We start from the raw sequence: 22,806 nt of genomic DNA, 5'->3' as shown, positions 1-22,806 counted from the left end.
ATTCCGAATGTCTCAAGTTTTGATGATCACTTTGACCGCATCCGGGTTAGATTACATTCGTAAAGCTTAGCGTATTTCTTCTAATGGGTATACATGAGTAATTTAGGAGCTCATGTTCACTTGTCCGGAAGTATACAGAGACTTTTCATTAATCTACACTCCTTAATTTGCAATCAGGCTGTCGGAAACAACAGCCTGACAACTATTAATTATGCCGTTTTACTTTTCCCGGTACTCTCATTGACTACATCTAAATTTCCTTCTTCTTTTCGCTTTTGGTTATCCCAAATCTTAAAGAAAGGATAGTAGAGGGCAGCTGATAAAATAACGTTGAATAACTGCAATGCTGCCCCGGAGATCTTGCCACCGGTAGCAAGGAAACCACCAATTGGAGCTGGTGTTGTCCACGGAACCATGATTCCGGCTGTTTTTGCGACAATGCCTAAGTCCATTGCAAAATATGAAACGGTAACTACAACAACCGGTACAAGAATAAATGGAATCATCATGATTGGGTTCATAATCATCGGCATTCCAAAAATAATTGGTTCGTTTATATTAAATAAGCCAGGACCTATTGCAAGTTTACCAAGCTGTTTCATCTGCTTGCTTTGGGATCTAAAGAACAGTAAAAGCGCCAACCCTAACGTTGTACCTGAACCACCAACCGAGTAAAAGATATCCATAAATTGAGTATTAACAACGTTTGGAATCTCATTGCCCGCTGAATAGGCCAGCCTATTTTCATCTACAAGAGATAACCAAACCGGAGACATAATTCCCCACACTAGTGCTTGACCATGAATGCCTGATACCCAAAGCATTTGTGCAATAATAACGGCAATTATTGCGCCTATGAGAGAGCCGCCAAGCAATGAAAGGGGTTTACCAAGAATTTCTCCAACAATATTATGCATATCTCCAAAAGGTGTTACTTGAAGAAGCAATCGGATTAACCAGAGTGTTAACACGACGGCAAAGCCAGGAATTAGTGAAGCAAAAGATTTTGCCACTGCCGGCGGAACACCATCAGGCATTTTGATAACAATATTTTTCTTGACAAATAACCGATAAATTTCCGTAGAGACGATTGCAACGATAATAGCAACAAACATTCCCTTGCTACCCGTAAGTGCAAGAGGGATACCTGCAACATCAAAGACCTGATCCATTCCTTCGGGTGTAAAAGAAATTTTATATGGTGTTACAAGGAGAAAGCCTGCAATGGATATAGCCGAAGTTGAAAGCGGATCAATCTTGTACCGCTCTGCAAGTCTATAGGCAATTCCAAAAGCTACAAATATAGCTAGTAAATCAAATGTGGCACCGACAGGATAAAGAAGATTAGTTTGCCAATTACCTCCGAATAATCCCTCCATGAAGAACTCGTAACCTGGAATTGGCAGATAAGCAAGGATTAAAAATAAAGAACCAATGATAACTAGAGGTATAGTCATAACAATACCATCTCTAATAGCTTGAAGGTGTCTTTGCTCACCTACTCTGGCAGCAACAGGCATAAACTTTTCTTCTAAAAATCTTGTTAAACGATTCATATTTCTTCCCCCCTAAAAGGTTCTTTCCTGTAAAGGAAAACTAAGAAACTACCCAATCTACTTTTTAAGACTCATCGCAAATTCTAGCACTTTTTCCCCATTAAGAACCCCGTAATCAAGAGGGTTGATAACATCAATTGGGATACCTTTTTCCTCAGCCAATACTTTAAATTGAGAAAGCTTATAACGAACCTGCGGACCTAATAACAGGACATCAGCTTCCTCTAGGTTCGTTCGTGCTTCATCAACGGACACTGCCCATATCCTTACGTCTATATCTTTTTCTGAAGCAGACTTTTCCATCTTTTGAACAAGTAAGCTAGTGGACATTCCTGCTGAACAAACCAACAAAATATTCATCTATTTTCCCCCTTTTAATAGTTTCAATAAATTATTATGCAAGTACCGTGCCAACATTTATATCAAAGCGTTTTCATACCTTTTTAACGATAGTGTGTCGATTCCTCTCTAGTGTGTTATTTCTGTGTTGTAAAATATTAAAAAAAACACTATTTCCGTCATAGTGTTTTAATAGGTCGTTTGATTGTGTTGAGAGATATCAAAAAAGTTCATCATAAAACATAATTCGTCATCCGGTATTACTATCTTGTATTTACTTTCTAAATCAGACAATGCTTCTTTAACGGATTGATATAAAAAATTATTTTCAGAAATAACTTTTTCTTTCTCCTTAAATTTCACGGAGTAATCTCCTGCCACCAAACGGTCTATCATACAACTAGTGTGAAGGACTACTCCTGTTAAATCATGAACATTGATAGTAAAACTCACTTTTCTCTGTATTTGATCTAAGGATCTCCTGATTTCAGTGATAAGTTTTTTTCCATCAATATGATTAAGATGATGCTGTAAGGTTTCTCCCATTTTAAGGAATGTTTCTTCAATGTCGATTATATCCTGCATCATTTTAACCGCTTTTAAGTTGAGGACTTCTTCCACATTAAATTGAGGAACGTTCTCTCTAATAGGAAAGTTACTGACTATAGCCAGGATTTTTGAGTTCTTTTTAATATCAGTAAGAATACGCACCATTTGTTTTTCGTCTGCGAACACGACAGGGGTAATTTCCAAAGCTTGCTCATTAAAATTCAAATAATTCTCAAGCATTTTTTTCATAACTACTGCACTTCCCTCACCAGTAAGGCAAGCTGTGACAATTGCCCATTTTTGAGGCTGTATGTTGCTATTTTCCACTTCTTCTGTATAAAATGGAGTCAGATTTTTAACATCCTGAAATAAATCTTCAAGCGAGTAACCTATTATCGCCTTTCTGGTTGCCTCAATCACGTGTAGTGTACTGACCATAGAGACAACACGTACTGGTATACCAATTTCCTTTTCAAGCATGTTACCAAACTTAACAAGTGAACCCATATCTACAAGCAAAAGGAGACCTTTCTGAGAAACCCTGTTCTTTGCGAACGTCTTCACCTTCTGAAAAATTTCCTGTGGACCAAGATGAATGGGCATGTCAATGGCTTTAGCATGATTTGAACCCAAAAGTTGGTTCGTTACATCAGCCATAGACGTAGCCCCACCGCTTCCATGTGTGACCACTAAAACTTCTACTCGTTCTTCCTCTTTATCTATCATGTCATTATCTAATACAAAAAACATCGTTAAAAAAGCTGCTTCATCTATCGGCAAGTCTATTCCCATGCATTCCTCAATCATTTTTATACAATCTAATGCAAGGTTAAACTCTTTGTTATATGCCTTTCTTACTTTATTTAATTGGGGATTTATGATCTTTTTCCCATTTTCAATCCTACTGATAGAAGTTTGGATATGGAGCGCAAGACCGGGTATTAGTTTCTTGTTTAATGCTTTTCCCAGCTGATCATCGACATATTGAACGATTTTTTCTGCCAAATCAATAACAATCGGATCAATTACCTTCGCAAGATCCTCTTTATTGATTCGTTGATTAACGCCCTCAATATATTGCGAAAAATACTTATCGATATCAATGTTCATAAGCTGTTCTAATTCATCATTATTTAAACCACGCTCTTTTAACTCTAAAAATTTCCTCTCAATATTTTCGTATATATTTTGACGATCTGTATGCTGTTCGAATTCATAAATAAGATCTTCCTTTATCGGATCAAATATAAAATAATCATATTGAACATCAATGAATTGTTTATTTTTATTTTCTGTTAAGAGTCCTTCTTTAACGTATCCGGGTAAGTCAGAGCTGTTAATTTTGACCTTTTCTTTTTTGTTAGTCATTAAATCGGCGTATGCTTTGGCACATGCCAGTTGAATATCGGACTTTAATTGGCCAATATTGTTATGACAATGGTAATACAAAAACGCCTGGACTGAATTGGCAGAAACATATATTTCCTTTCCAATCCGGAGTGCTTCTTCCTTGAAAAAGTTGCAAATTAAATGATGCCTTTCCTCCATTGTTCTCTCTCGTAGTGGTGGAAGTTTAATTACCATAGGTATTCTTCTTGTAAACGTTTTCAATAAAGATGAGTCTGGTTCCTCAGTAGTTGCAGCGAGCAGCAAAACCTTTGCAGTACGTTCAGCATCCGTCTCACCCAATCTACGAAGAGTCCCTTTATCGATAAAAGTGAACAACATTTCTTGACCTTCCGCAGGTAAACGGTGAACTTCATCAAGGAACAGAATACCCCCGTCTGCCTTTTCGATTAAGCCTTTTTGTTCCAATGCTCCTGTATATGCACCTTTTTTCACCCCAAATAATTGACCAAGCAGCAACTGTGGGTTATTAGCATAATCTGCACAGTTAAAAGTGATAAAAGGAGCTTCCTCTTTCTTCTTTTTGCTTTCTATCGCATATTTATGAATCAATCCAGCAAACATGGACTTGCCAACACCCGTTTCCCCAAGAATTAAGCAATGCATTCCTATAGGGGGATATATGATAGCTGCCTTTCCCTGTTCAATGGCCGCAGTTAGACTAGAATTTTCTTGCATAAGTTGATCTAGTGTCGACTTTGCACTTTTTGTTGCGTAGGATATTGCAGTGAAAAGAACTGGCCTGCCTTCCGATTTATGGACCTTTCCATCTTTCCATAATTTATTTAAGTCACTGCTCACGTTTGCCCGGTCAAAACTTAAACAATCCGCTAATTCCGTTGCACTGAGTCCCTGTTCATTGTTCAACTTAATCAACTCTTCATAAATAATATCAATGCGTTTCATAGAAACACCTCTTTTCACACTTTATCATTATAATAGACGTACTTTTCTAAAGAAAAAAAGAATGGTAGAAAGTGTAGTAATGCATGCTTAAACATGAATTTGAAGGCGTTTTTTCTGTACGTGAATCATGGATGCGAAACAATAATCTCCAACTTGCCTTCCATCGCGAAGTCTCCGCTGTTTGCAGGCATAATAAAGTGATCGCCCTTTCGTATTGGGTAACTTTCCTCTCCAACTTTCAATAGTCCTTCACCGTTCAGGATACTGAAAAGCAGGAACGGCTTGTCTTGGTTAAAATCGGCTTCTCCGTTAACATCCCATTTATAAACCGAAAAATATTCCGCTTCCACAAAAGTGGTAATCTTCACACCCGATTTCTCTTGGACGTCAAATTCTGTTTTGGCATCAGTATGGGGGACTGTGGTCACTTCAATCGCTTTCTCCAAATGTAACTCCCGTTTATTCCCGCCCTGATCTGTCCGGTCATAATCATAAACCCTGTAAGTCGTGTCTGAGCTTTGCTGGGTTTCCAATACAAGCGTTCCTTCACATATAGCGTGAACCGTACCGCTGGGGACATAAAAGAAATCACCTGGTTTGATCTTTACTCTTTGGAGAAGTTCATTCCATTTTCCTGCTTCCACTTGGCGAATGAATTCTTCTTTTGCGCTAGCCGTATGCCCATACACAAGCTCTGCGTTATCCTTACAATCAATGATGTACCAGCATTCCGTTTTTCCAAGTTCTCCATTCTCATGAAGCTTGGCATATTTATCATCCGGATGTACCTGGACAGATAGATCTGCATCTGCATCAAGTATTTTTGTCAAAAGCGGAAATACTTCAGAAGGGTAGTTTCCAAAAAGTGCACGATTTGTTTTCCAAAGCTCCCCGATTGTTTTACCGGAATGTGGACCGTTTTTGACTACACTCTGCCCATTCGGATGTCCGGAAATCGCCCAGCATTCGCCAGTTTGTTCGGAAGGAATTTGATAACCGAATTGATCCCTTAAAGCAGTTCCGCCCCATATTCGTTCTTGATAAATTGGTTCCAAAAATAATGGCTGACACATAAAAAGCCTCCCTATATTTATTTAGCGTGTACACGCTTAGCTATGACTTAAGTATGTAGCCTAATTATAGTTTATTATTTAAGGTTAAAACCTATAATTCATATAGTTCAATCGGCAGCCCATCCGGATCAGTAAAAAAGGTAAATTTCTTTTTCGAATAAGGGTCGATTCGAATTGGCTCAACTCTTAGACTATGCAGCTCCAATTCACGGACACTTTCTTCTATATTATCCACTTCAAATGAAAGATGGCGCAGCCCTGCCGCTTCTGGATAGCTTGCCCGTTCAGGCGGATCAGGGAAAGAGAAGAGTTCAATTTGGTATTGGCCATTTACTTCCAGATCAAGCTTATAAGACTGTCTGTCTTCCCTATATACTTCTTGGATCGGAGTTAACCCAAGGATGTTGACATAAAAGTTTTTTGATTTTTGATAATCCGAGCTAATAATGGCAATATGATGAATCCTGTTAAGTTTCAAAGTTATTCATCCCTTTACACTTTTATCATCCATTTGAAGTTAAAAGATAATTCCAAATTCATTCCTATTGTATCAAATGTTGCCCCTTAAAAAGAAAAAAAAGCGGCAAAATGTCTTGTCTAAGACAATTTGCCGCTTTTTAGAAAACCAGTTTTGTATTATATTTCATTGCTTCGTTTTTATGATATGAGGCTTTTAATCGCATTTTTGCGATTAAAGGTTCCGATAAACAATCCTCAATCAGAACTTCATTATGCCTCTGCTTTGCATAATGCCATAAAAATCGTAATTTATAGTAGGTTTTGTTCAAAGCATGTCCTCCCTTGATACTCACATAAATCGTAGGAGAAATCGTATTCGATAGCTGGCTGGCTTTGCAAATATTGCTTTAGCCCCTTTAGCTTTGCGCCATTATCTTTCGATAACTTTGCCATTTCGTACGATTTATGTGCTTTATAATATTTGTTCAATTACAGCCTTGAATAAGCTGGTAAATAAGGGTATAAAGAACTATGTATAAAAATGTTACCATTTGTCGGAAAAAATGTAAACATTCATTATTATTCTTTCTAAATCTTTATAACCTTTGTATTATTAATCTAAACCAGTAAATAAAACTCGATTCTTAATTTGTATCGGTTTTATAACTTATATATTTAGGGGAAGTTCACATTTTTTTCAGATATTATGCTTTTATCATTACCGTATTTATGAGATTAAAAAGGTTAAAAAGGAAAATTCAATACTAAGAGTAATCATATTTTGATTATTTTGTCGAATCAAACAAGGAGATATCCAGAAGGGTTTTAAAAAATTTTATGTAACTATAACTCCTGTGGGATAGTAGAAAAGAAGATAATAATTCTTCTTTTTATGTTAGCGGGGAGTATTGTTATACAAGGAGAAGACCCAAGAGGCTTAGTTCCTATAGTAAGCCCAAAAATTTAAATAACCTACTTACGACGCAGTGGCCAAACGGTACATACTTCAGTCGTATACATTCCTAAGGGGATCGGGGTAAATGATTAGCAGCACATCATGTGAATTTATGTTGGCACCAAGCTCTAACCTTAAGATTTCTCTACTAGTGTCCAGGCACGCTATCGCCGTCCTGACATTTACTCTGATTGAACTTTCAAACATTAAAGCATCCGTAAGTTAACTTACACACTAAAAATAAGTTTATCCGTCAAACTGTTGGGGCGATGACTGTATGTCATCACCCTTATCCAATATGGACCCAATTCCTTTATAGTGATGTGATAATAAATTCTTGACCTGGAAGCGTTTGAAGCTATTTATATTAAACTCCGTATTAGAGCAACTGCTTCTACTTTTTTAACTATAATCACTATTATTCCTGTACTCAGCTCGTTAGACACTGGGGCTGGTTAGTATGAAAGGTAAAAGAATAATCCATGCAGTGGATAACGGCTGTCCGAAAAGAAATTTATGCATTTTAAGAACTAACCCTCCAACACATCCGCTATCCTCTTACTGGCAAAACCATCGCCGTATGGATTGCTTGCATGACTCATTTTTTCATACTCAACTTTATCTTCTAGTAATAGTTTGAAAGTCTTATATATAGTTTCTTCATCTGTACCAACTAATTTTAGTGTTCCTGCTGATATGCCTTCAGGCCGCTCTGTAGTATCACGCATAACCAATACCGGCTTTCCGAGGCTTGGAGCTTCTTCTTGGATACCACCACTATCAGTCAGTATTAAATATGATCTTGAAAGAAAATTATGAAAGTCCAAGACTTCTAAAGGCTCAATAATTCTTATCCTGTCACAGTCCCCTAAAATCTCATTAGCTACTTGTCTAACTACTGGGTTCATATGAATAGGATATATCGCCTTAATATCTGGATACTCATCCACAATTTTTTTGATGGCTTTAAACATATTTCTCATCGGTTCGCCAAGATTTTCTCTTCTATGAGCAGTTATCATAATAAGTCTGCTATCTGCTGCCCAATCAAGTTGCTCATGAGAATAATCATCCCTAACAGTTGTTTTGAGTGCATCAATGGCAGTATTGCCAGTCACATATATAGTAGATGGGACTTTACCCTCTTTAATCAAGTTTTCTTTTGACATTTCAGTAGGAGCAAAATTATACTTCGCTACAATGCCAACAGCTTGACGATTGAATTCTTCTGGGTATGGAGAGTAAATATTATACGTTCTTAGTCCCGCCTCTACATGACCAACTGGTATCTGTAAGTAGAAGCAAGCTAAAGTTGTAACAAAAGTTGTGGAAGTATCACCATGTACTAAAACCACATCCGGTTTTATTTCCTCCAACACAACTTTCATTTTTTCTAAAATATTTATAGTCACATCAAATAATGTCTGTTTTGCTTTCATGATTGAAAGATCATAATCAGGAATAACTTTAAAAGCATCCAAGACTTGATCTAACATTTCTCTATGCTGACCTGTAACACAAACTACCGTATCCAATTTATCTCTTGTTTTTAGTTCCTTAACTAAGGGGCACATTTTAATAGCCTCTGGTCGAGTCCCGAAGACAACCATTACTTTTTTATTCATAAAATCAACCAACTTTACTTTATAATTTATATGAATCTTCAAACACACAGACATTTTTGGTATCAAGAACAAACTTGTCCTTAATGAGATTCATGTTGTTTTTTATATGATCATGTCCTACCATAATTACCATGATCTCTATCTCATTTAAAAAGTCTTCAAAGTTCATAAATTGATGGTCTACAATTCTACGCTTTACGAATGGATCAAATACTTTAACTCCAAATGCTAAGTGCTCGTCCATTCTTTCTAATAGTTGGAGTGTGGGACTTTCTCTTGTATCGTCAACGTTTTCTTTATACGCTAATCCGTATAGACCAACTTTTGATATATCTTTAATACCATGCTCTCTCATTATATCTCTTATTCGGCCTAATACATGTCTAGGCATAGAATCATTTATTTTTCTAGCTGCCAAAATTAGATTTGTTAGGTCTGGATAGTCCCCAACTAAGAACCATGGATCTACTGAAATGCAATGTCCTCCAACCCCTGGACCAGGTTGTAATATATTTACGCGTGGGTGCATATTAGCAATTTTAATAATCTCATATACATCCATATTATCAGTACGACATATTTTGGCTAACTCATTAGCAAATGCAATATTAATATCTCTGTACGTGTTTTCTACAACCTTAGTCATCTCTGCTGATCTAATATCTGTCACGAAAATGTCAGCCTTGCAGAAGCTCGCATATAACCCTTTTACCTTTTCACCGATTTCAGGATCATCCGCTCCAATTGTTCTTGAGTTATTCACTAACTCAAAAATCATATTCCCAGGAATAATTCTTTCCGGGGCATGTAAGAGATGTACGTCATCTCCAATGACATATTCTCTTTTTTCTATTTCTGGTCTAATATATTTATCAATTGTTCCTGGTGAAATGGTTGACTCTATAATAATGACAGCACCTTTTTCACAAACGTCTAGGACGCTGTTTACTGCTGAAATGACATACTTCGGATCTAGCTTTTTGCTCTCTTTTATATATGGCGTAGGTACTGCAAGAATATAAGTATGGGATTTTTGATATTCTGTTGTAAAGGTAATACCATTAGACCTTGCCTCTGAAAACAGTTCTTCAAGTCCATTCTCCTCAAATGTAAGCTCACCATTGTTTAATGAATCTACTAAATCTGTGTTATAGTCAGTTCCCACAACTTTGTTTCCGCTTTTCGCTAGAATTAAAGCAGTAGGTAAACCTATATAACCCAATCCAATAATATTAATCATTCGTTTAACACCCTTTTCTCTTAAAAATTTAGTTCAGTTGTACTATCATTACTTAATTTAAATATATATAAATAGAAGATTGTATAAATTATTGAATAAGTAATACTTATACAGGATAGGAACGTATAAATATCCAATCCCATTATTTTGCAAATAATGTAAGAGACAACCGATCCAACGATAAATAGACTAGACATATAAAACTCTGCCTTTTGTTTACCTGATATAATCAATGCTGGAGTTAGTGCTGACACAATAAACCTAACTCCATACATCGGTGCAAGTATTTGTACAAAAAAACCGGCCACATTCCATTCCTCTCCAAAAACCAGCTCAAATATATATGGTCCTAATATCATTAATATCATAACCATAGGTATAGACAGACATAAAAGGAAAAGGCTTATTTGTTTTAACGATTTACTATAATTCCCTGTCAACTGATTTTCTTCTGAAGCTTTTTGGAAAAATACCTTTGAAACATTCATACTAATTATATTTAAAGGTAACCCTAATATTCTGTAGGAAATAGCATAGTATCCAAAAATTCCAAGTCCAAACAGTCCGATAATAAAAAAATTTAAAATTGAGTAAGAAGCTGTATTGATTAAATGTGCTGGCATCGAAAACATAGGTAAATTTTTATATTTAATTAAAGATGTTTTAATTCCCTGTAAATGAATATTCTTTAGTTGAATCCTATTTTGATATAAATGCTTCCCTTGCCGTTTAAAACCTACTAGCATTCCTAATAATTGAGATAATAATAATCCTATTGATCCTAATTTGAGTAATCCAAATATCACTATTCCAACATTTTGCGCTAGAGATCTAGTGACTATTACAGAAGATATAGTCTTATATTCTTTATGCCTATTGTTATAAGCAGTTAGAATATTAACAAATACGGTAAGAAATAAAATAGCAATTATTAAATAGGCAGATCCTCCTACCTCTTCTGTTATTTTTGGATTTATTGTTAGATAAAACTTATAGCCTATGGTAATTAAAACTATAAATAAAAATGAAAACAACATACTTCCAACTATTAATTGCATTACTTCTTTTTCATTTTCTGCGGTTACTATAGCGTGATCATATTTCCCACACAAAACAGGTCCAAACATTGCTACTAAAGTCAATATTAACGTGTATATACCTATCTGTTCTGGTGTATATAATCTTGTCATTATAGGTGCGATAATAATAGTAATCATTTGAGCAAGAAATGAACCCATTGTTAATTGATAAATATATTTAAAATACTGTGAATCCAAGATCCGTTTTTTTTCTTTAATCATCATTTTCCTCTATTCTACTTCAGTCGATAATCAAAAAAATAGATCAAATTACATCCTTTAATTACTCGCTTTAGATAGCGCTGATCTAATTCTATAGTTTTTTTGCAGGAACACCAGATTCAGTCACCTTCTTCAAAGTTCTTAGTTACACCAGCATCTGCACTACTAGGGTAGAATCCCCCATTTTTACATCAGGTAGAACTACTGCATTCGTTGCAAGCCAACAACTATTAACAATAGTAATATCTAGGTTTATCGTGGAGATCTAAATTGAACTAAAACTACCAAATGCTCTTAATTGATCTCATAGCCAAAGCAGTAAAGATACCACCAAGGCTATTAGTAATTAGTAACTCTGCAAAAACACCTGATACTAATCTAACCGTCTTTCTTTAATAAACATATTTTATTATTTTTCCTAATTTTACATTTAGATGAGACTCTGGTACGAAACATATAACCCAATTAAAACTATGGGAATTAATAACCCAAAGTATATAAATAATTTAAACTTGGTAAATTTCTGCTGAAAGTAAGTCATGGCAAAGAGCACTGCGAGAATGTAAAATACTGCCCTTAATCTTGTATCACCAGATCCCGAGTATGCGAAAGAGTATGTCATCCAATAAAATATCATAATTACAAAAATAATCGTGTTGTTTTTTATGTTTTTTAGAGAAACTAATGCCATCAAGAAGATTGGTATTGCCGCCCACCACATTAGACCTCCAATAAAAATAAGAACATTACCTGTATTTGTAGTAGTTACAAATGCATCACCACCGAATAATCCTCTAATGGGTCCCGGACCGAGGATAAACCTGAACATTGATATAGGTAATGACCATATATTTGTTGAAAGTCCCTGAGTAATTGAATCTCCACCTAAATCGTTTTGTTGTATGGTTAGGTAGGTCTGTGTGTAGATTAATAAAGTATTTAATCCACTGCTAAACATATTTGCTAAATACACAAGTACTCCGCCTAATAAAACCGTTCCAGAAATGAACCTTCTCTTCTTAACTAGATATATTAATAATACTGTGACTAACAATACTCCCAGAAGATAGATAAACCACTGACGAATATCTTGAATTAGGTAACCTATCAACAATAATGAAATTCCTTTTGTAAGTATGTGCTTTCGCTCTTTAATGATATCCATTAACAGATTAACAAAGAGTAGAAGAAGGAAAATAAATAGTATATCCTTTAAATTCCTAATTGCAGTCCAAGTAATAATCCCATTAAACAACAAAAACACGACTGCAAAATTCAGGGTTTTAACGTTTGTGTTAAGGTATTTCTTACCCAACATATAAACCATCAGTATAGTGTTTATTAAGACAAGTACATTCGATAATCTGATCCATACAACTGAATTAGTTAAACTTGTTTTTAGTATGAAGTATTCGTAAAGAACATAACTAAAATTAAAATCTTCCCTTAAATACTGAAACCAATTGTCCATTTGTAAAGCCATTAATACGGTTGAATAGTAAACACCCTCATCACTACCGTAGGTTGAAGTCCCTGAGTTTAAAAGCTCAATTTGTAAAACTGCTAACCAAGCAATATTCCATATAACACCAAAGAATAGTATAATTTTTATGTTCTTTGTTAGTTGACATTTACGTATTAATAGGACTAATTGAAATAGGAGTAACAATAATATAAGCACAAAAAAATCTCCTTAGACGAAGCTCTTTAAATAGTCAGTAATGTGATTAATAATTAGGATAAATATATGGTACATAATAAATGCAACATGAGAAAATATGAATGCATTTAATATTTTCTTCCGTTTATAATGTGTAACCAAATTGTATATAGCTATAACTAGTAATAAACTGTATAAAAAAAATAACTAGCAAATTTGCCATTTACTACACTCCAGTTTTAACAATCATTCGTAATTTAAGTTAATAATTTTATTTGCGATATTCTCTGGACTAAAATCTTCAACCACAAATTTGGTCTTTTCAAACGCTTTATTCTCTATCTGAACAATTTTTCCATAGATTTCATCATTATTGTTATCCGTAAAAACAAATCGGTTATATTTGGTAAATGTCTTTAATAATATCTCTTTTTGTCCATCAAGTATAAATAAAATTAACTTGTTAGTCCCTGAATATTGATATATCTTACCCGGAATTTGTGTGCCCTTAATATTACTTAAGTGAACTAATACATCACAATCTTTTTCAAATTCTTTCGTTTTTTCGAAAGATACCCTTGGGTAAACTTTTATGCGATCTGTATTCTCAAGTTTAATATCGCTTAATCCACAAATGATTAATTTGTGTTTAGAATTATTTATAGCCTCATACAATGGTTTTATATCTCTTATTTTTGTTGAATAATCACCACAATATAAAAATGTTAATGATCCCTCGTTATTATTACTAATCGGGTATATCTCTTTATTTACATAAGGGATTGGTTCATAATCCATCTTCATTGCATAATCCGGGTATAGTTTTCTCTGTTCATTTAGTGTTAATTTTGAAACATAGATTACCTTATTGGCATATTTAAGGAGTTTTTTCTCTTCTTTTTCAATTTTTGAATTTAATAATTTACTATCTTTTCTTGTTATATCCGATAAAAATGGATCTCCCCAAATTTGAATCCAAGGCGTATTACTTACTAATTCTCTTTCAAACATTCTGCTAACAAAAAGATGTGACGACTTTGGATCTGAGGAGGAAATAATTAAATCATACTTTCCATCCCATATATCTATTTGATTCTTTGAAGCATAGTTTGCCATCCCTTTGAGATTGTCATATATTTCAAAGTACTTCATTACTTTGTAAGCTATATTTTTTAATGGTTGAATTGCTTTAAATTTTCTCCCTAATTTCGCAAAATCTTGAATGCCTCCGAGTTTAAGGTACAATACATTTAAGTTACTATTTGATAAACTCTGATCATAGTTCGTATGGTTTTTATCAAACTCAGTCGTAATTAGATCTACATCATGTCCCAATCTTAATAATCCTTCGATTGTCGCACGGTTTCTTATTGAAGCAGAAGTATTAATCTCTAAAGGTCTGGAAACCACATATAAAATTTTCACCGATTAGGTCTCCTCTCTTTAAGTTAAAGGTTTAAGTCAAAAGAAGGTCCAAAAAGCTTTCTTATAAATCTTTGTAAAGATTTATTAACCTTATTTCCATTTCATCCCAACTATATTTCTCTTTGTATAAGTTCCTCAACTCATTCGATATTATATTCCATTCACATTTCCGTTTGATTAACTTCTCTATAGCTGTTTCAAGACTCTTCATGTTGTATTCAATCACTTCACCAAGACGATGTTTTGCGATAACATCATCCATACCTGTATTTTTCGCCATAATTAATGGCTTACCTAACATTAAACCTTCGTAAAACTTATTCGGTGCTGCATAATAATGATTCGGTACGTTCGGGTCATAAATGGCCGTCATAATATCACAGCTATTTTCTAATTCTAATGTGTTGTGATATGGCAGCTTTCCGTAGAAATAAATATTGCTGTATTCCTTTGCTACTGCCTGTAAATATTCTTCATACTCCCCAAAGCCACCAATGTGAAATTCGTATTGAGGATTCCTTTTTACAATTTCTACAATTTCCTTTATAAATCTTCCATTTCCAAGAACCCCTACATAAACTAGCTTCGTCTTGTTAGGATTTAAATCAAGCTTTTGGAAACCTGCTTCCTGATTCGCTGGTGTATTGTGTATGACTGCTAATCGTTTAGGACTCGTCCCTTTAATTTGCTCTCGTCTTTTGTCAGTACATATAATAACAGCGTCCGCTGTATTAATAATGGTGTGGTCTTGATAAACAATATACTTTTTAAGTTTGTTAGGTACGCCAAATGCATCTACGTAATAATCGAAAATGTCATAGACAAACTTCTTCTTCAACTGCTTCGCAACTTTTTTAGTTATAAAAGCTGTATCAAAATCACAGGCATGAATCACGTCATACCGATTTTTGTTTTTGACTAACCAGCTGAACAAGCTCATTTGAAATTGTATCAATGACCATAAGTTTTTCCGTATCCCACCACCATAAGAAGCTGGGATACCGAAACGACTGATTTTTACATCACCGGATTCTAGTTTTACATAAGATTCATTTATGCGGTATTTTGAACTTCGATCCCATGCTAGAATCTCCACTGTATATCCTGCTTTAACAAGACTATTAACTTCTTTTTCAACCCTAGAATCGGGATTTACAGGATTAGAACGTACAAATATGATTCTCATTCATAGTCTCTCTTTTCTATTGTTATAACTCTCTGTATAACTCTCTCATTTTTTCTTTTACAATCCTTATGTCATACTTCTTCACTTCATCAACATTCTTCATGCCCATATCTGCACGCATTTGAGCGTCTTCCAATAGCGTTTGAATCGATGCTGCAAATCCATCTGTATCTTCTGGATTTAACAAGTAACCTCCGACACCATTCTCGATTAAATCGTTATTCCCTCTAATATCAGAACAAATGACTGGTAGACCTGCAGACATGGCCTCCATAACTGAAACAGGCAGTCCCTCTTGATAAGATGGGAACACAAACACGTCAGAAGCGATACATACTTCCTCAATGTCATTCCTAAAACCGAGAAATCTTACTTTCTCTTGAATCCCAAGGGAGATAGTTAAATCCTTTAAGTGGCTTTCTAATTCCCCTCTACCACAGATCAAATAGACATATTCATGATCCTCTAATTTCGCAAGTGCCCTTAGTACAGTCTCATGATTTTTCCTTTTAATCATCTCCCCAATGGAAAGTAATACGAATGTTTCTTCTGATATCCCTAATTCAGCACGTTTCTCTTCACGACTGACCTGCGTTTCACTAAAATTTTTTATATCAATACCAATACCTGGAACGTAATGAACTTGCCCTGCTTTAAACCCTTTGGCTTTATTAAAATCTTCTTTATTGATCGTGATGAGATGGTCCGTATACCTTGCTAGAAATTTCTCTACCGTATAATACACTGCCCAGTTTATATAAGGTGCTCCCTTATAGAAATGAAATCCATGAGCAGTGTAAATCACAGGCGTTATCCCTAATGACATCGCTGCAAGTCTAGCTAATACGCCTCCCATTGGGGAATGACAGTGAATGGCATCGAATTTCTCTTCTTTCATGAGTATTTTAAGTTGCTTGTACGCGTCAATGTTTTTCGCTGAAAATGGCGAACGTTGAATCTCAAAGTGATGCCTGATAATATTTAAGCAATCCAGTCTTTCGCTCGCATCACTAAAGTTTGCTGCAGCATGAACTTCAAATCCTAATGATTGTAAAACTTCAATATTCCCCTGTTCAAACAAATAAAACTGTCGACTCACCGTTGAAACGATTAAAATCTTTTTCATTTCTTTCCTCCGATTTATGCCACTGTAATCATAGGTTTACAAATTCCATAAATGAAATACTTGATGGCACCCAACCAGTTTACAGCCTACTTTATGATAAAAGTTAATTGCACCCAAATTCCTTATTTGGGTACCAACTCTAAATTCAGTACATTTTTTTTTATATGCTTCACTTTCAAGCGCTCTAACTAAGCTTGTACCAATTCCTTTATTATTTGCGCTCTCTGAAACAGCAATCAACTCAATGACACACCCTTGATTTGAAAAAGAATATAAGAGAAAGCCAATAATATTTCCCTTTTCATCTTTATAAAGAACATAATGTTTATCAGGTCTTTCGAAAGAGTTTGAAAGCCACTGCTGATAAAGCTCCGTTCCGCCTCTTTTAGCAAGTTCCAGGTCCTCAGTGAATTTAGAATACTCAAACTTAGCTATGTCGATTATTTGTTCATCCCTCTTTAATTTTTGGTTTAATGTAATATTATTAGGGATTTCTTTCTCTGTCGATTCTAATTTCTTGCTAAATTGTACATTCACATCTGCCAAAAATGCCGTAGTGTCCTTTCCAATAAACTGAGCATTAATAGGTTCTGAATTACGATTCTCGATTGATATAAACTGATACTCATTAAATCTAGCTTTTAGTTCATCCCATTCATTCTTTGTAAGAGGCTTATGCAAGATTGCTTTGGCACTCTTGACACCAAAAAAATCTGTGTCCCACTTTAAGTCGTAAAAGGTTAGCGAATGTTCTATATTACTTCCGTTCATGCGAAACTCCCCCCTACAAACCTATGCCATTTTTTTATGAGTTTTTTTTGTTATCAGTTACAAATACATCTTCACGCTTCAACACTGATATCGCAGTTTTAAAAAATATTTTAATATCAAGCCACAATGAAACATGGTCAATGTAGTATATATCATTTTGGATTCTTTCTTTCCAAGGCACCGTGTTTCTAAAGTATGCTTGATTATATCCAGTAACTCCCGGTCTAATTTCTAATTTTCTTTCTTCATTACCCTCGTAAAGTTCACTATGTTCCGGCAAATCGGGTCTAGGACCAATGATACTCATGTCGCCTTTAATGATATTTAACAACTGAGGTGTTTCATCAAGACTTGTTTTACGGATAAACTTCCCAATTTTTGTTAACCTTGGATCATCCTCTGAGTTAAATGTTGAACCATCTTCATTTCTTATGTCAGGTGCATTCAATTTCATAGAACGGAATTTATACATTTTATATATTTCCCCATCCTTACCTAGCCTTGGAGCATTATAAAAAATGGATCCTTTATCTTGAAAATAAATAATTGGTCCAATAATTGCTAAAATAATAAACCAAAATGGCAGGGCTATTATTGCAAGTATAAAATCAAATACTCTTTTAAAAGAATTTTTATACATTCTGTCACCCCACGTTAGACTTCATTCATTACCTTTTTTAAACTCTCGATCACATATTCCACATCATCATCACTCAACAAAGTATGAAGTGGAAGTGTAATTTCATTTTTATACACATCAAAAGCATTAGGATAATCCTTAATATCAAATCCTAAATTCTTATAAGCCGTAAACATAGGTAGTGGCTTATAATGGACGTTACATGCAACTCCAGCTTCAGCCATTTTAACAATAAATTCATTTCTCTCTGTTTCCCCAATATCAGGTATCCTCGCTAAATAAAGGTGACCTGAAGAAGCAAAATCGTCATCATAATGTTTCAGGATTTGAATCCCCATTGGCATAAGTGCTCTATCATACTTCTCTATAATCTCTTTACGTCTTTTCTTAAGACCTTCGTATCTATTTAATTGTATTAAACCAAACCCTGCCATAATGTCAGTCATATTGCACTTGTAAGCGGGATAGACAATGTCATATTCCCATGCACCTTTTTGTGTTTTAGCCAGCGCATCTTTAGATTGACCATGAAGGCTGTATAACATGAATTGCTTATAAAGCCAATCATCATCTAATCCAAAGTCGCTACGCCAAACGACTGCACCACCTTCAGCCGTTGTCAGATTCTTTACTGCATGAAAAGAGAAACAAGTAAAATCTGCAACTTGCCCACATTTCTTTCCATTTCTTTCAGCGCCAAAAGCATGAGCTGCATCAGTCATTACAATTACTCTATTAAATATCCGTTGAAGTTCATTGTTAGACTTAAACAGTTCTTTTTTACTCTCTACAATTTCGAAAATGGCATCGTAATCACACATATTTCCTGCTATATCAACAGGAATAACCGCTTTTGTCTTCTCAGTAATCGCATCAGCAAGTTTTGAATAATCCATCTCATAAGAATCAGGAGCCGTATCAACGAGTACAATTTTGGCCCCTACATGATCTATAATTGAGGCAGATGCAGTATAGGTATATGCTGAAGTAATGACCTCATCACCAGGGCCTATTCCTAGAATACGAAGAGTTAGCTCCATAGCCGCTGTTGCAGAATTTAAGCAAACAGCTTTATTGGTCCCAACATATTCAGCTATTCTTTTTTCAAACTCTTTTGTTCTCGGTCCTGTTGTAATCCAGCCAGACTTCATAGCTTTTATCACTTCTTCAATCTCCGCATCTGTAATATCCGGGGGAGAGAAAGGTATATTTCTTAATTTAGTTTCAATCATTATAATTTTCCTCGCTTTATTCAAGTTTAGGTGTTTAGCATTTAAAAGTGCTTCTTTAGTCGCTTAGTACTAAATTGGCATTCATCTCACTTTTCTTTTCCAACCAACTACTAACCCACTAAGTCCTAAATCCTATTTCTTCTATTTAAAAAGAATAGACTAATAGCCCCTGTCCAAATAATAAAATTAGTAATAACAGTCAGGGGCTAATCTATTTACTTTTCTTTCTCAATCTGATGATCCTAGAATGGCACCTCAATTATCGTCTTAATAAAAGCCACTTTCTCTCCTTCATCAAAACGATTGCCTTCGAATTCATAAGCAAAAACTCGATAGTTTTGGTTAAGCTCTTGGATCGCATCAATTAAACGAACATCTCCGCCGTCTCCTAATTTGTTGTGGTTCAAGAATTTGAATCAAAGGGTCACACCCTTATGAAAATCACCTTATTCTATTATTAACTGTTTCAAATCAGAAACTAATGGCTTCCCTCATAACCTCTCTCAACCCATCCTTCGTATTAGCAATCTTCACCAGCTGCTCTTTCAAAGTAATGTTATCCTTATCATGCAAGCTGGCAATAAACTCATGGAAGATCGGCCCTTCGACAACGGCGGCTTTTCCGATGTGTATTTTCGGAAACACCTGTTTAGGGTGGACTTCATTGCTGTTGAGTAATTCTTCAAACATTTTCTCTCCTGGACGGATTCCTGAGAAGTTGATGCCGATTTCTTCTATTGAATAGCCTGACAGTGTGATCAAGTTTCTCGCAAGGTCAACGATTTTAACTGGCTCTCCCATATCGAGTACGAAGATTTCCCCGCCTCTTGCTAATGCTCCCGATTGAATGACCAACCGTGATGCTTCCGGAATGGTCATGAAGTAGCGTGTCATATCCGGATGGGTGACTGTGATCGGTCCGCCTGCTTGGATTTGTTTTTTAAACAAAGGGATAACGGATCCCCGGCTGCCTAGTACGTTTCCAAACCGCACCGCTACAAAGTTCGTTTGACTTGTTTTATCAAGTTGCTGAATAATCATTTCAGCTACACGTTTGGTCGCACCCATAACATTCGTTGGGTTAACTGCTTTATCAGAAGATATTAGCACAAAGTTTTTCACGCCAAATATATCAGCCGCTTCAGCAACATTTTTCGTGCCAAAAATATTGTTTTTTACAGCTTCTTTTGGGTTGTATTCCATTAACGGGACATGTTTATGTGCGGCTGCATGATAAACTACATCAGGTGTATGTTCCTCAAAAACATCAAACATCCTTAATTTATCTTGCACATCCCCAATCACAGGAATGATTTTAATTAAATCTTTGTATTGGTTCCTTAATTCCATGTCAATTTGATATATGCTATTTTCTCCATGACCAACTAATACGATTTTACTTGGCGAGAATCTGCATATTTGTCTGCAAATTTCAGAACCGATTGAACCACCGGCTCCCGTTACGACTACAGTCTTATTAGTAATGAATTCCGAAATACTATCAATATCTAATTCAACCGGTTCCCGTCCTAGTAAATCCTCGACTTGGACATCCCTGAATTGATTGATTGATACTTTACCAATCATGATATCTTCAATCATAGGCATAATCTGAGTTTTTGCATTCGTCTTCGAGCATTCTTCAAAGATTCGGTTTAATTCCTTTTTGCTTAATGAAGGGATAGCTATCACAATATTTTCTATTTGCAACTTCTCTACTATTTGAGCAATTTTTGTGGAATCTCCTAATACAGGAATTCCAAAATAATGGAGTTTGTATTTTTTTGGATCATCATCAATATATGCAACAGGTTTTAGCTCAGAATCATGGTTATTTAACAATTGTCTGACGACCATATTTCCTGCAGCCCCAGCTCCAATAATTAATGTTTTCTTCTTTTCTCCCTTTGGTTTTATATATCGATCAGCAAACATCCTCCACGTAAAACGAGATCCTCCAATTAACATTACATGCAGCATCCATGTTAATCCTAAAGCCCTAACATACACATTTTGAAAAACGATCACTTGGATAATAGCGGTTACGATAATGGAGAGGGTTACAGCTTTAATAATTGATATCAGCTCTCCAATACTGGCATATTCCCATGCCTTATTGTAGAGCTTGTAAATAGAAGCAAAAATATGATGGCTAATCAACAGAGTAATAGAGCTGATTAGCAGTGTAGACATTTTAAAAACATCTAGATAAGGATGTAAAACTAAGTAACTTATATAAATGGCCGATAAAACAATCAGAGAATCTAAACATATTAGTATTATTAATCGGTTTCGGTACGTCAACCGAATTCCCCCTTAATGTTTTACAATACAATGGATTTGCATAGACATTGATACATTGAGAATTAATTTATAAAGTTTTTATTTTTCGGGATCTTGTTCTGAAGAAATGATTGATTTCATAAATTCAATGATTTCTTCCTTTAAATCCTCATGCTGTAATGCAAATTCTAATGTAGTTTTGACAAAACCAATTTTTTCACCAACATCAAACCGCTTTCCTTCAAAATCATAAGCAAATACCCGCTGAATTTGGTTTAGTTTTTGAATGGCATCTGTAAGTTGAATTTCTCCGCCCGCGCCAGTTTCCTGTCGTTCAAGGAACCTAAAGATTTCAGGTGTCAGTATATAGCGCCCCATGATTGCTAGGTTGGATGGTGCAGTGCCTTTCTCAGGCTTCTCCACAAAGTGATTAACCTGGTATCGACGGCCCACCTGTGCAGCTGGATCGATAATTCCATAACGATGTGTTTCTTCATTAGGTACGGTTTGAACACCAATTACAGATGAAAGAGTATCTTCATATTGATTTATCAATTGTCTTAAACAGGGGGTATCACTTTGGACAATATCGTCACCTAATAAAACCGCAAACGGCTCATCACCAATAAAGTGACGGGCACACCAGATAGCATGACCCAAGCCCTTCGGCTCTTTTTGCCGAATATAGTGGATATCTGCAAGATTAGTAGAATAGCGTACTTTTTCTAATATATCCAATTTCCCTTTTTCTTGTAAATTTTGTTCTAACTCCAGTGCAATGTCAAAATGGTCTTCGATTGCACGTTTTCCTTTACCTGTCACAATAATGATATCTTCAATACCTGAAGCAACCGCTTCTTCAACAATGTATTGGATAGTTGGCTTATCTACAATTGGTAGCATTTCCTTTGGCATTGCCTTTGTGGCGGGTAAAAACCTTGTCCCTAATCCTGCTGCCGGAATGATCGCCTTCCGTACCTTTTTCAAAGTCTTAGTCCCCTTTACGAATTTATATATTTCCAACTAAAATAATCTGTATTAATGTCGATAACAATAATGAGAGAATCTATCTA

At 35.3% G+C, this 22,806-nt stretch carries 18 protein-coding genes and 1 riboswitch; all 18 genes read right to left on the bottom strand.

All coding sequences use genetic code 11. From position 1 onward, the window contains the following. Positions 1-209: 209 nt before the first annotated feature. The gene (gene celB, locus LQ216_RS13530) at positions 210-1,556 is read right to left on the bottom strand and encodes a PTS cellobiose transporter subunit IIC (RefSeq protein ID WP_230130010.1); all 1,347 of its coding nucleotides are present in this window, start codon (positions 1,554-1,556) and stop codon (positions 210-212) included. A gap of 57 nt (positions 1,557-1,613) precedes the next feature. Further along, complete coding sequence (locus tag LQ216_RS13525; RefSeq protein ID WP_230130009.1) at positions 1,614-1,916, bottom strand: PTS sugar transporter subunit IIB; 303 nt, start codon at positions 1,914-1,916, stop codon at positions 1,614-1,616. 168 nt (positions 1,917-2,084) lie between these two features. Continuing rightward, positions 2,085-4,757: a sigma-54-dependent transcriptional regulator gene (locus LQ216_RS13520; RefSeq protein ID WP_230130008.1), complete on the bottom strand. Its 2,673-nt coding sequence runs from the start codon at positions 4,755-4,757 to the stop codon at positions 2,085-2,087. Positions 4,758-4,882: 125 nt separating this feature from the next. Beyond that, complete coding sequence (gene manA / locus LQ216_RS13515) at positions 4,883-5,830, bottom strand: mannose-6-phosphate isomerase, class I (protein ID WP_230130007.1); 948 nt, start codon at positions 5,828-5,830, stop codon at positions 4,883-4,885. A 91-nt stretch (positions 5,831-5,921) separates the two neighbouring features. After that, entirely contained in the window at positions 5,922-6,308 is a 387-nt protein-coding gene (locus LQ216_RS13510) for a VOC family protein (RefSeq protein WP_230130006.1), read from the bottom strand. A 356-nt stretch (positions 6,309-6,664) separates the two neighbouring features. Beyond that, positions 6,665-6,750, bottom strand: a riboswitch (cyclic di-GMP riboswitch). Positions 6,751-7,774: 1,024 nt separating this feature from the next. After that, positions 7,775-8,869 (bottom strand): UDP-N-acetylglucosamine 2-epimerase (non-hydrolyzing), encoded by a 1,095-nt coding sequence (gene wecB / locus LQ216_RS13505; RefSeq protein WP_230130005.1) that lies wholly within the window; start codon positions 8,867-8,869, stop codon positions 7,775-7,777. Positions 8,870-8,888: 19 nt separating this feature from the next. Next, on the bottom strand, positions 8,889-10,109 hold the full coding sequence (locus tag LQ216_RS13500) for a nucleotide sugar dehydrogenase (RefSeq protein WP_230130004.1): 1,221 nt from the start codon (positions 10,107-10,109) through the stop codon (positions 8,889-8,891). 20 nt (positions 10,110-10,129) lie between these two features. Beyond that, the gene (locus LQ216_RS13495) at positions 10,130-11,413 is read right to left on the bottom strand and encodes an oligosaccharide flippase family protein (RefSeq protein WP_230130003.1); all 1,284 of its coding nucleotides are present in this window, start codon (positions 11,411-11,413) and stop codon (positions 10,130-10,132) included. Between the two features lie 427 nt (positions 11,414-11,840). Continuing rightward, complete coding sequence (locus LQ216_RS13490; protein ID WP_230130002.1) at positions 11,841-13,091, bottom strand: hypothetical protein; 1,251 nt, start codon at positions 13,089-13,091, stop codon at positions 11,841-11,843. A gap of 225 nt (positions 13,092-13,316) precedes the next feature. Beyond that, positions 13,317-14,495 carry a hypothetical protein gene (locus LQ216_RS13485; RefSeq protein ID WP_230130001.1) on the bottom strand — a complete coding sequence of 393 codons (1,179 nt, stop codon included), beginning with the start codon at positions 14,493-14,495 and terminating at the stop codon, positions 13,317-13,319. A gap of 61 nt (positions 14,496-14,556) precedes the next feature. Beyond that, on the bottom strand, positions 14,557-15,681 hold the full coding sequence (locus tag LQ216_RS13480) for a glycosyltransferase family 4 protein (RefSeq protein ID WP_230130000.1): 1,125 nt from the start codon (positions 15,679-15,681) through the stop codon (positions 14,557-14,559). 22 nt (positions 15,682-15,703) lie between these two features. Continuing rightward, positions 15,704-16,807, bottom strand: a complete 1,104-nt coding sequence (locus tag LQ216_RS13475) for a glycosyltransferase family 4 protein (RefSeq protein ID WP_230129999.1) — start codon at positions 16,805-16,807, stop codon at positions 15,704-15,706. A 36-nt stretch (positions 16,808-16,843) separates the two neighbouring features. Next, positions 16,844-17,578, bottom strand: a complete 735-nt coding sequence (locus tag LQ216_RS13470; protein WP_230129998.1) for a GNAT family N-acetyltransferase — start codon at positions 17,576-17,578, stop codon at positions 16,844-16,846. A gap of 34 nt (positions 17,579-17,612) precedes the next feature. Then, a complete protein-coding gene (locus tag LQ216_RS13465; protein ID WP_230129997.1) occupies positions 17,613-18,218 on the bottom strand; it encodes a sugar transferase in 606 nt (201 codons plus the stop codon). A gap of 14 nt (positions 18,219-18,232) precedes the next feature. Beyond that, complete coding sequence (locus LQ216_RS13460; protein ID WP_230129996.1) at positions 18,233-19,450, bottom strand: DegT/DnrJ/EryC1/StrS family aminotransferase; 1,218 nt, start codon at positions 19,448-19,450, stop codon at positions 18,233-18,235. Between the two features lie 242 nt (positions 19,451-19,692). Then, positions 19,693-19,857, bottom strand: coding sequence for a hypothetical protein (locus LQ216_RS13455; RefSeq protein ID WP_230129995.1), 165 nt, complete (start codon positions 19,855-19,857; stop codon positions 19,693-19,695). A 64-nt stretch (positions 19,858-19,921) separates the two neighbouring features. Further along, entirely contained in the window at positions 19,922-21,754 is a 1,833-nt protein-coding gene (locus tag LQ216_RS13450) for a nucleoside-diphosphate sugar epimerase/dehydratase (protein WP_230129994.1), read from the bottom strand. 78 nt (positions 21,755-21,832) lie between these two features. After that, positions 21,833-22,720, bottom strand: coding sequence for a UTP--glucose-1-phosphate uridylyltransferase GalU (gene galU / locus LQ216_RS13445; protein WP_230129993.1), 888 nt, complete (start codon positions 22,718-22,720; stop codon positions 21,833-21,835). Positions 22,721-22,806 lie beyond the last annotated feature (86 nt).

It is taken from the genome of Bacillus sp. CECT 9360, from assembly GCF_918741275.1.
In the GTDB taxonomy this organism is placed as follows: domain Bacteria; phylum Bacillota; class Bacilli; order Bacillales; family DSM-1321; genus Peribacillus.
The sequence above is the reverse complement of the archived record's forward strand: the minus strand, read 5'-3'. Positions and strand labels throughout refer to the sequence as shown.

Excerpts from the sequence above, each read along its gene's own strand:
- celB (WP_230130010.1), bottom strand. The coding sequence starts at position 1,556 with ATGAATCGTTTAACAAGATTTTTAGAAGAAAAGTTTATGCCTGTTGCT.
- LQ216_RS13525 (WP_230130009.1), bottom strand. The coding sequence starts at position 1,916 with ATGAATATTTTGTTGGTTTGTTCAGCAGGAATGTCCACTAGCTTACTT.
- LQ216_RS13520 (WP_230130008.1), bottom strand. The coding sequence starts at position 4,757 with ATGAAACGCATTGATATTATTTATGAAGAGTTGATTAAGTTGAACAAT.
- manA (WP_230130007.1), bottom strand. The coding sequence starts at position 5,830 with ATGTGTCAGCCATTATTTTTGGAACCAATTTATCAAGAACGAATATGG.
- wecB (WP_230130005.1), bottom strand. The coding sequence starts at position 8,869 with ATGAATAAAAAAGTAATGGTTGTCTTCGGGACTCGACCAGAGGCTATT.
- LQ216_RS13500 (WP_230130004.1), bottom strand. The coding sequence starts at position 10,109 with ATGATTAATATTATTGGATTGGGTTATATAGGTTTACCTACTGCTTTA.
- LQ216_RS13495 (WP_230130003.1), bottom strand. The coding sequence starts at position 11,413 with ATGATGATTAAAGAAAAAAAACGGATCTTGGATTCACAGTATTTTAAA.
- LQ216_RS13480 (WP_230130000.1), bottom strand. The coding sequence starts at position 15,681 with ATGAGAATCATATTTGTACGTTCTAATCCTGTAAATCCCGATTCTAGG.
- LQ216_RS13475 (WP_230129999.1), bottom strand. The coding sequence starts at position 16,807 with ATGAAAAAGATTTTAATCGTTTCAACGGTGAGTCGACAGTTTTATTTG.
- LQ216_RS13470 (WP_230129998.1), bottom strand. The coding sequence starts at position 17,578 with ATGAACGGAAGTAATATAGAACATTCGCTAACCTTTTACGACTTAAAG.
- LQ216_RS13465 (WP_230129997.1), bottom strand. The coding sequence starts at position 18,218 with ATGTATAAAAATTCTTTTAAAAGAGTATTTGATTTTATACTTGCAATA.
- LQ216_RS13460 (WP_230129996.1), bottom strand. The coding sequence starts at position 19,450 with ATGATTGAAACTAAATTAAGAAATATACCTTTCTCTCCCCCGGATATT.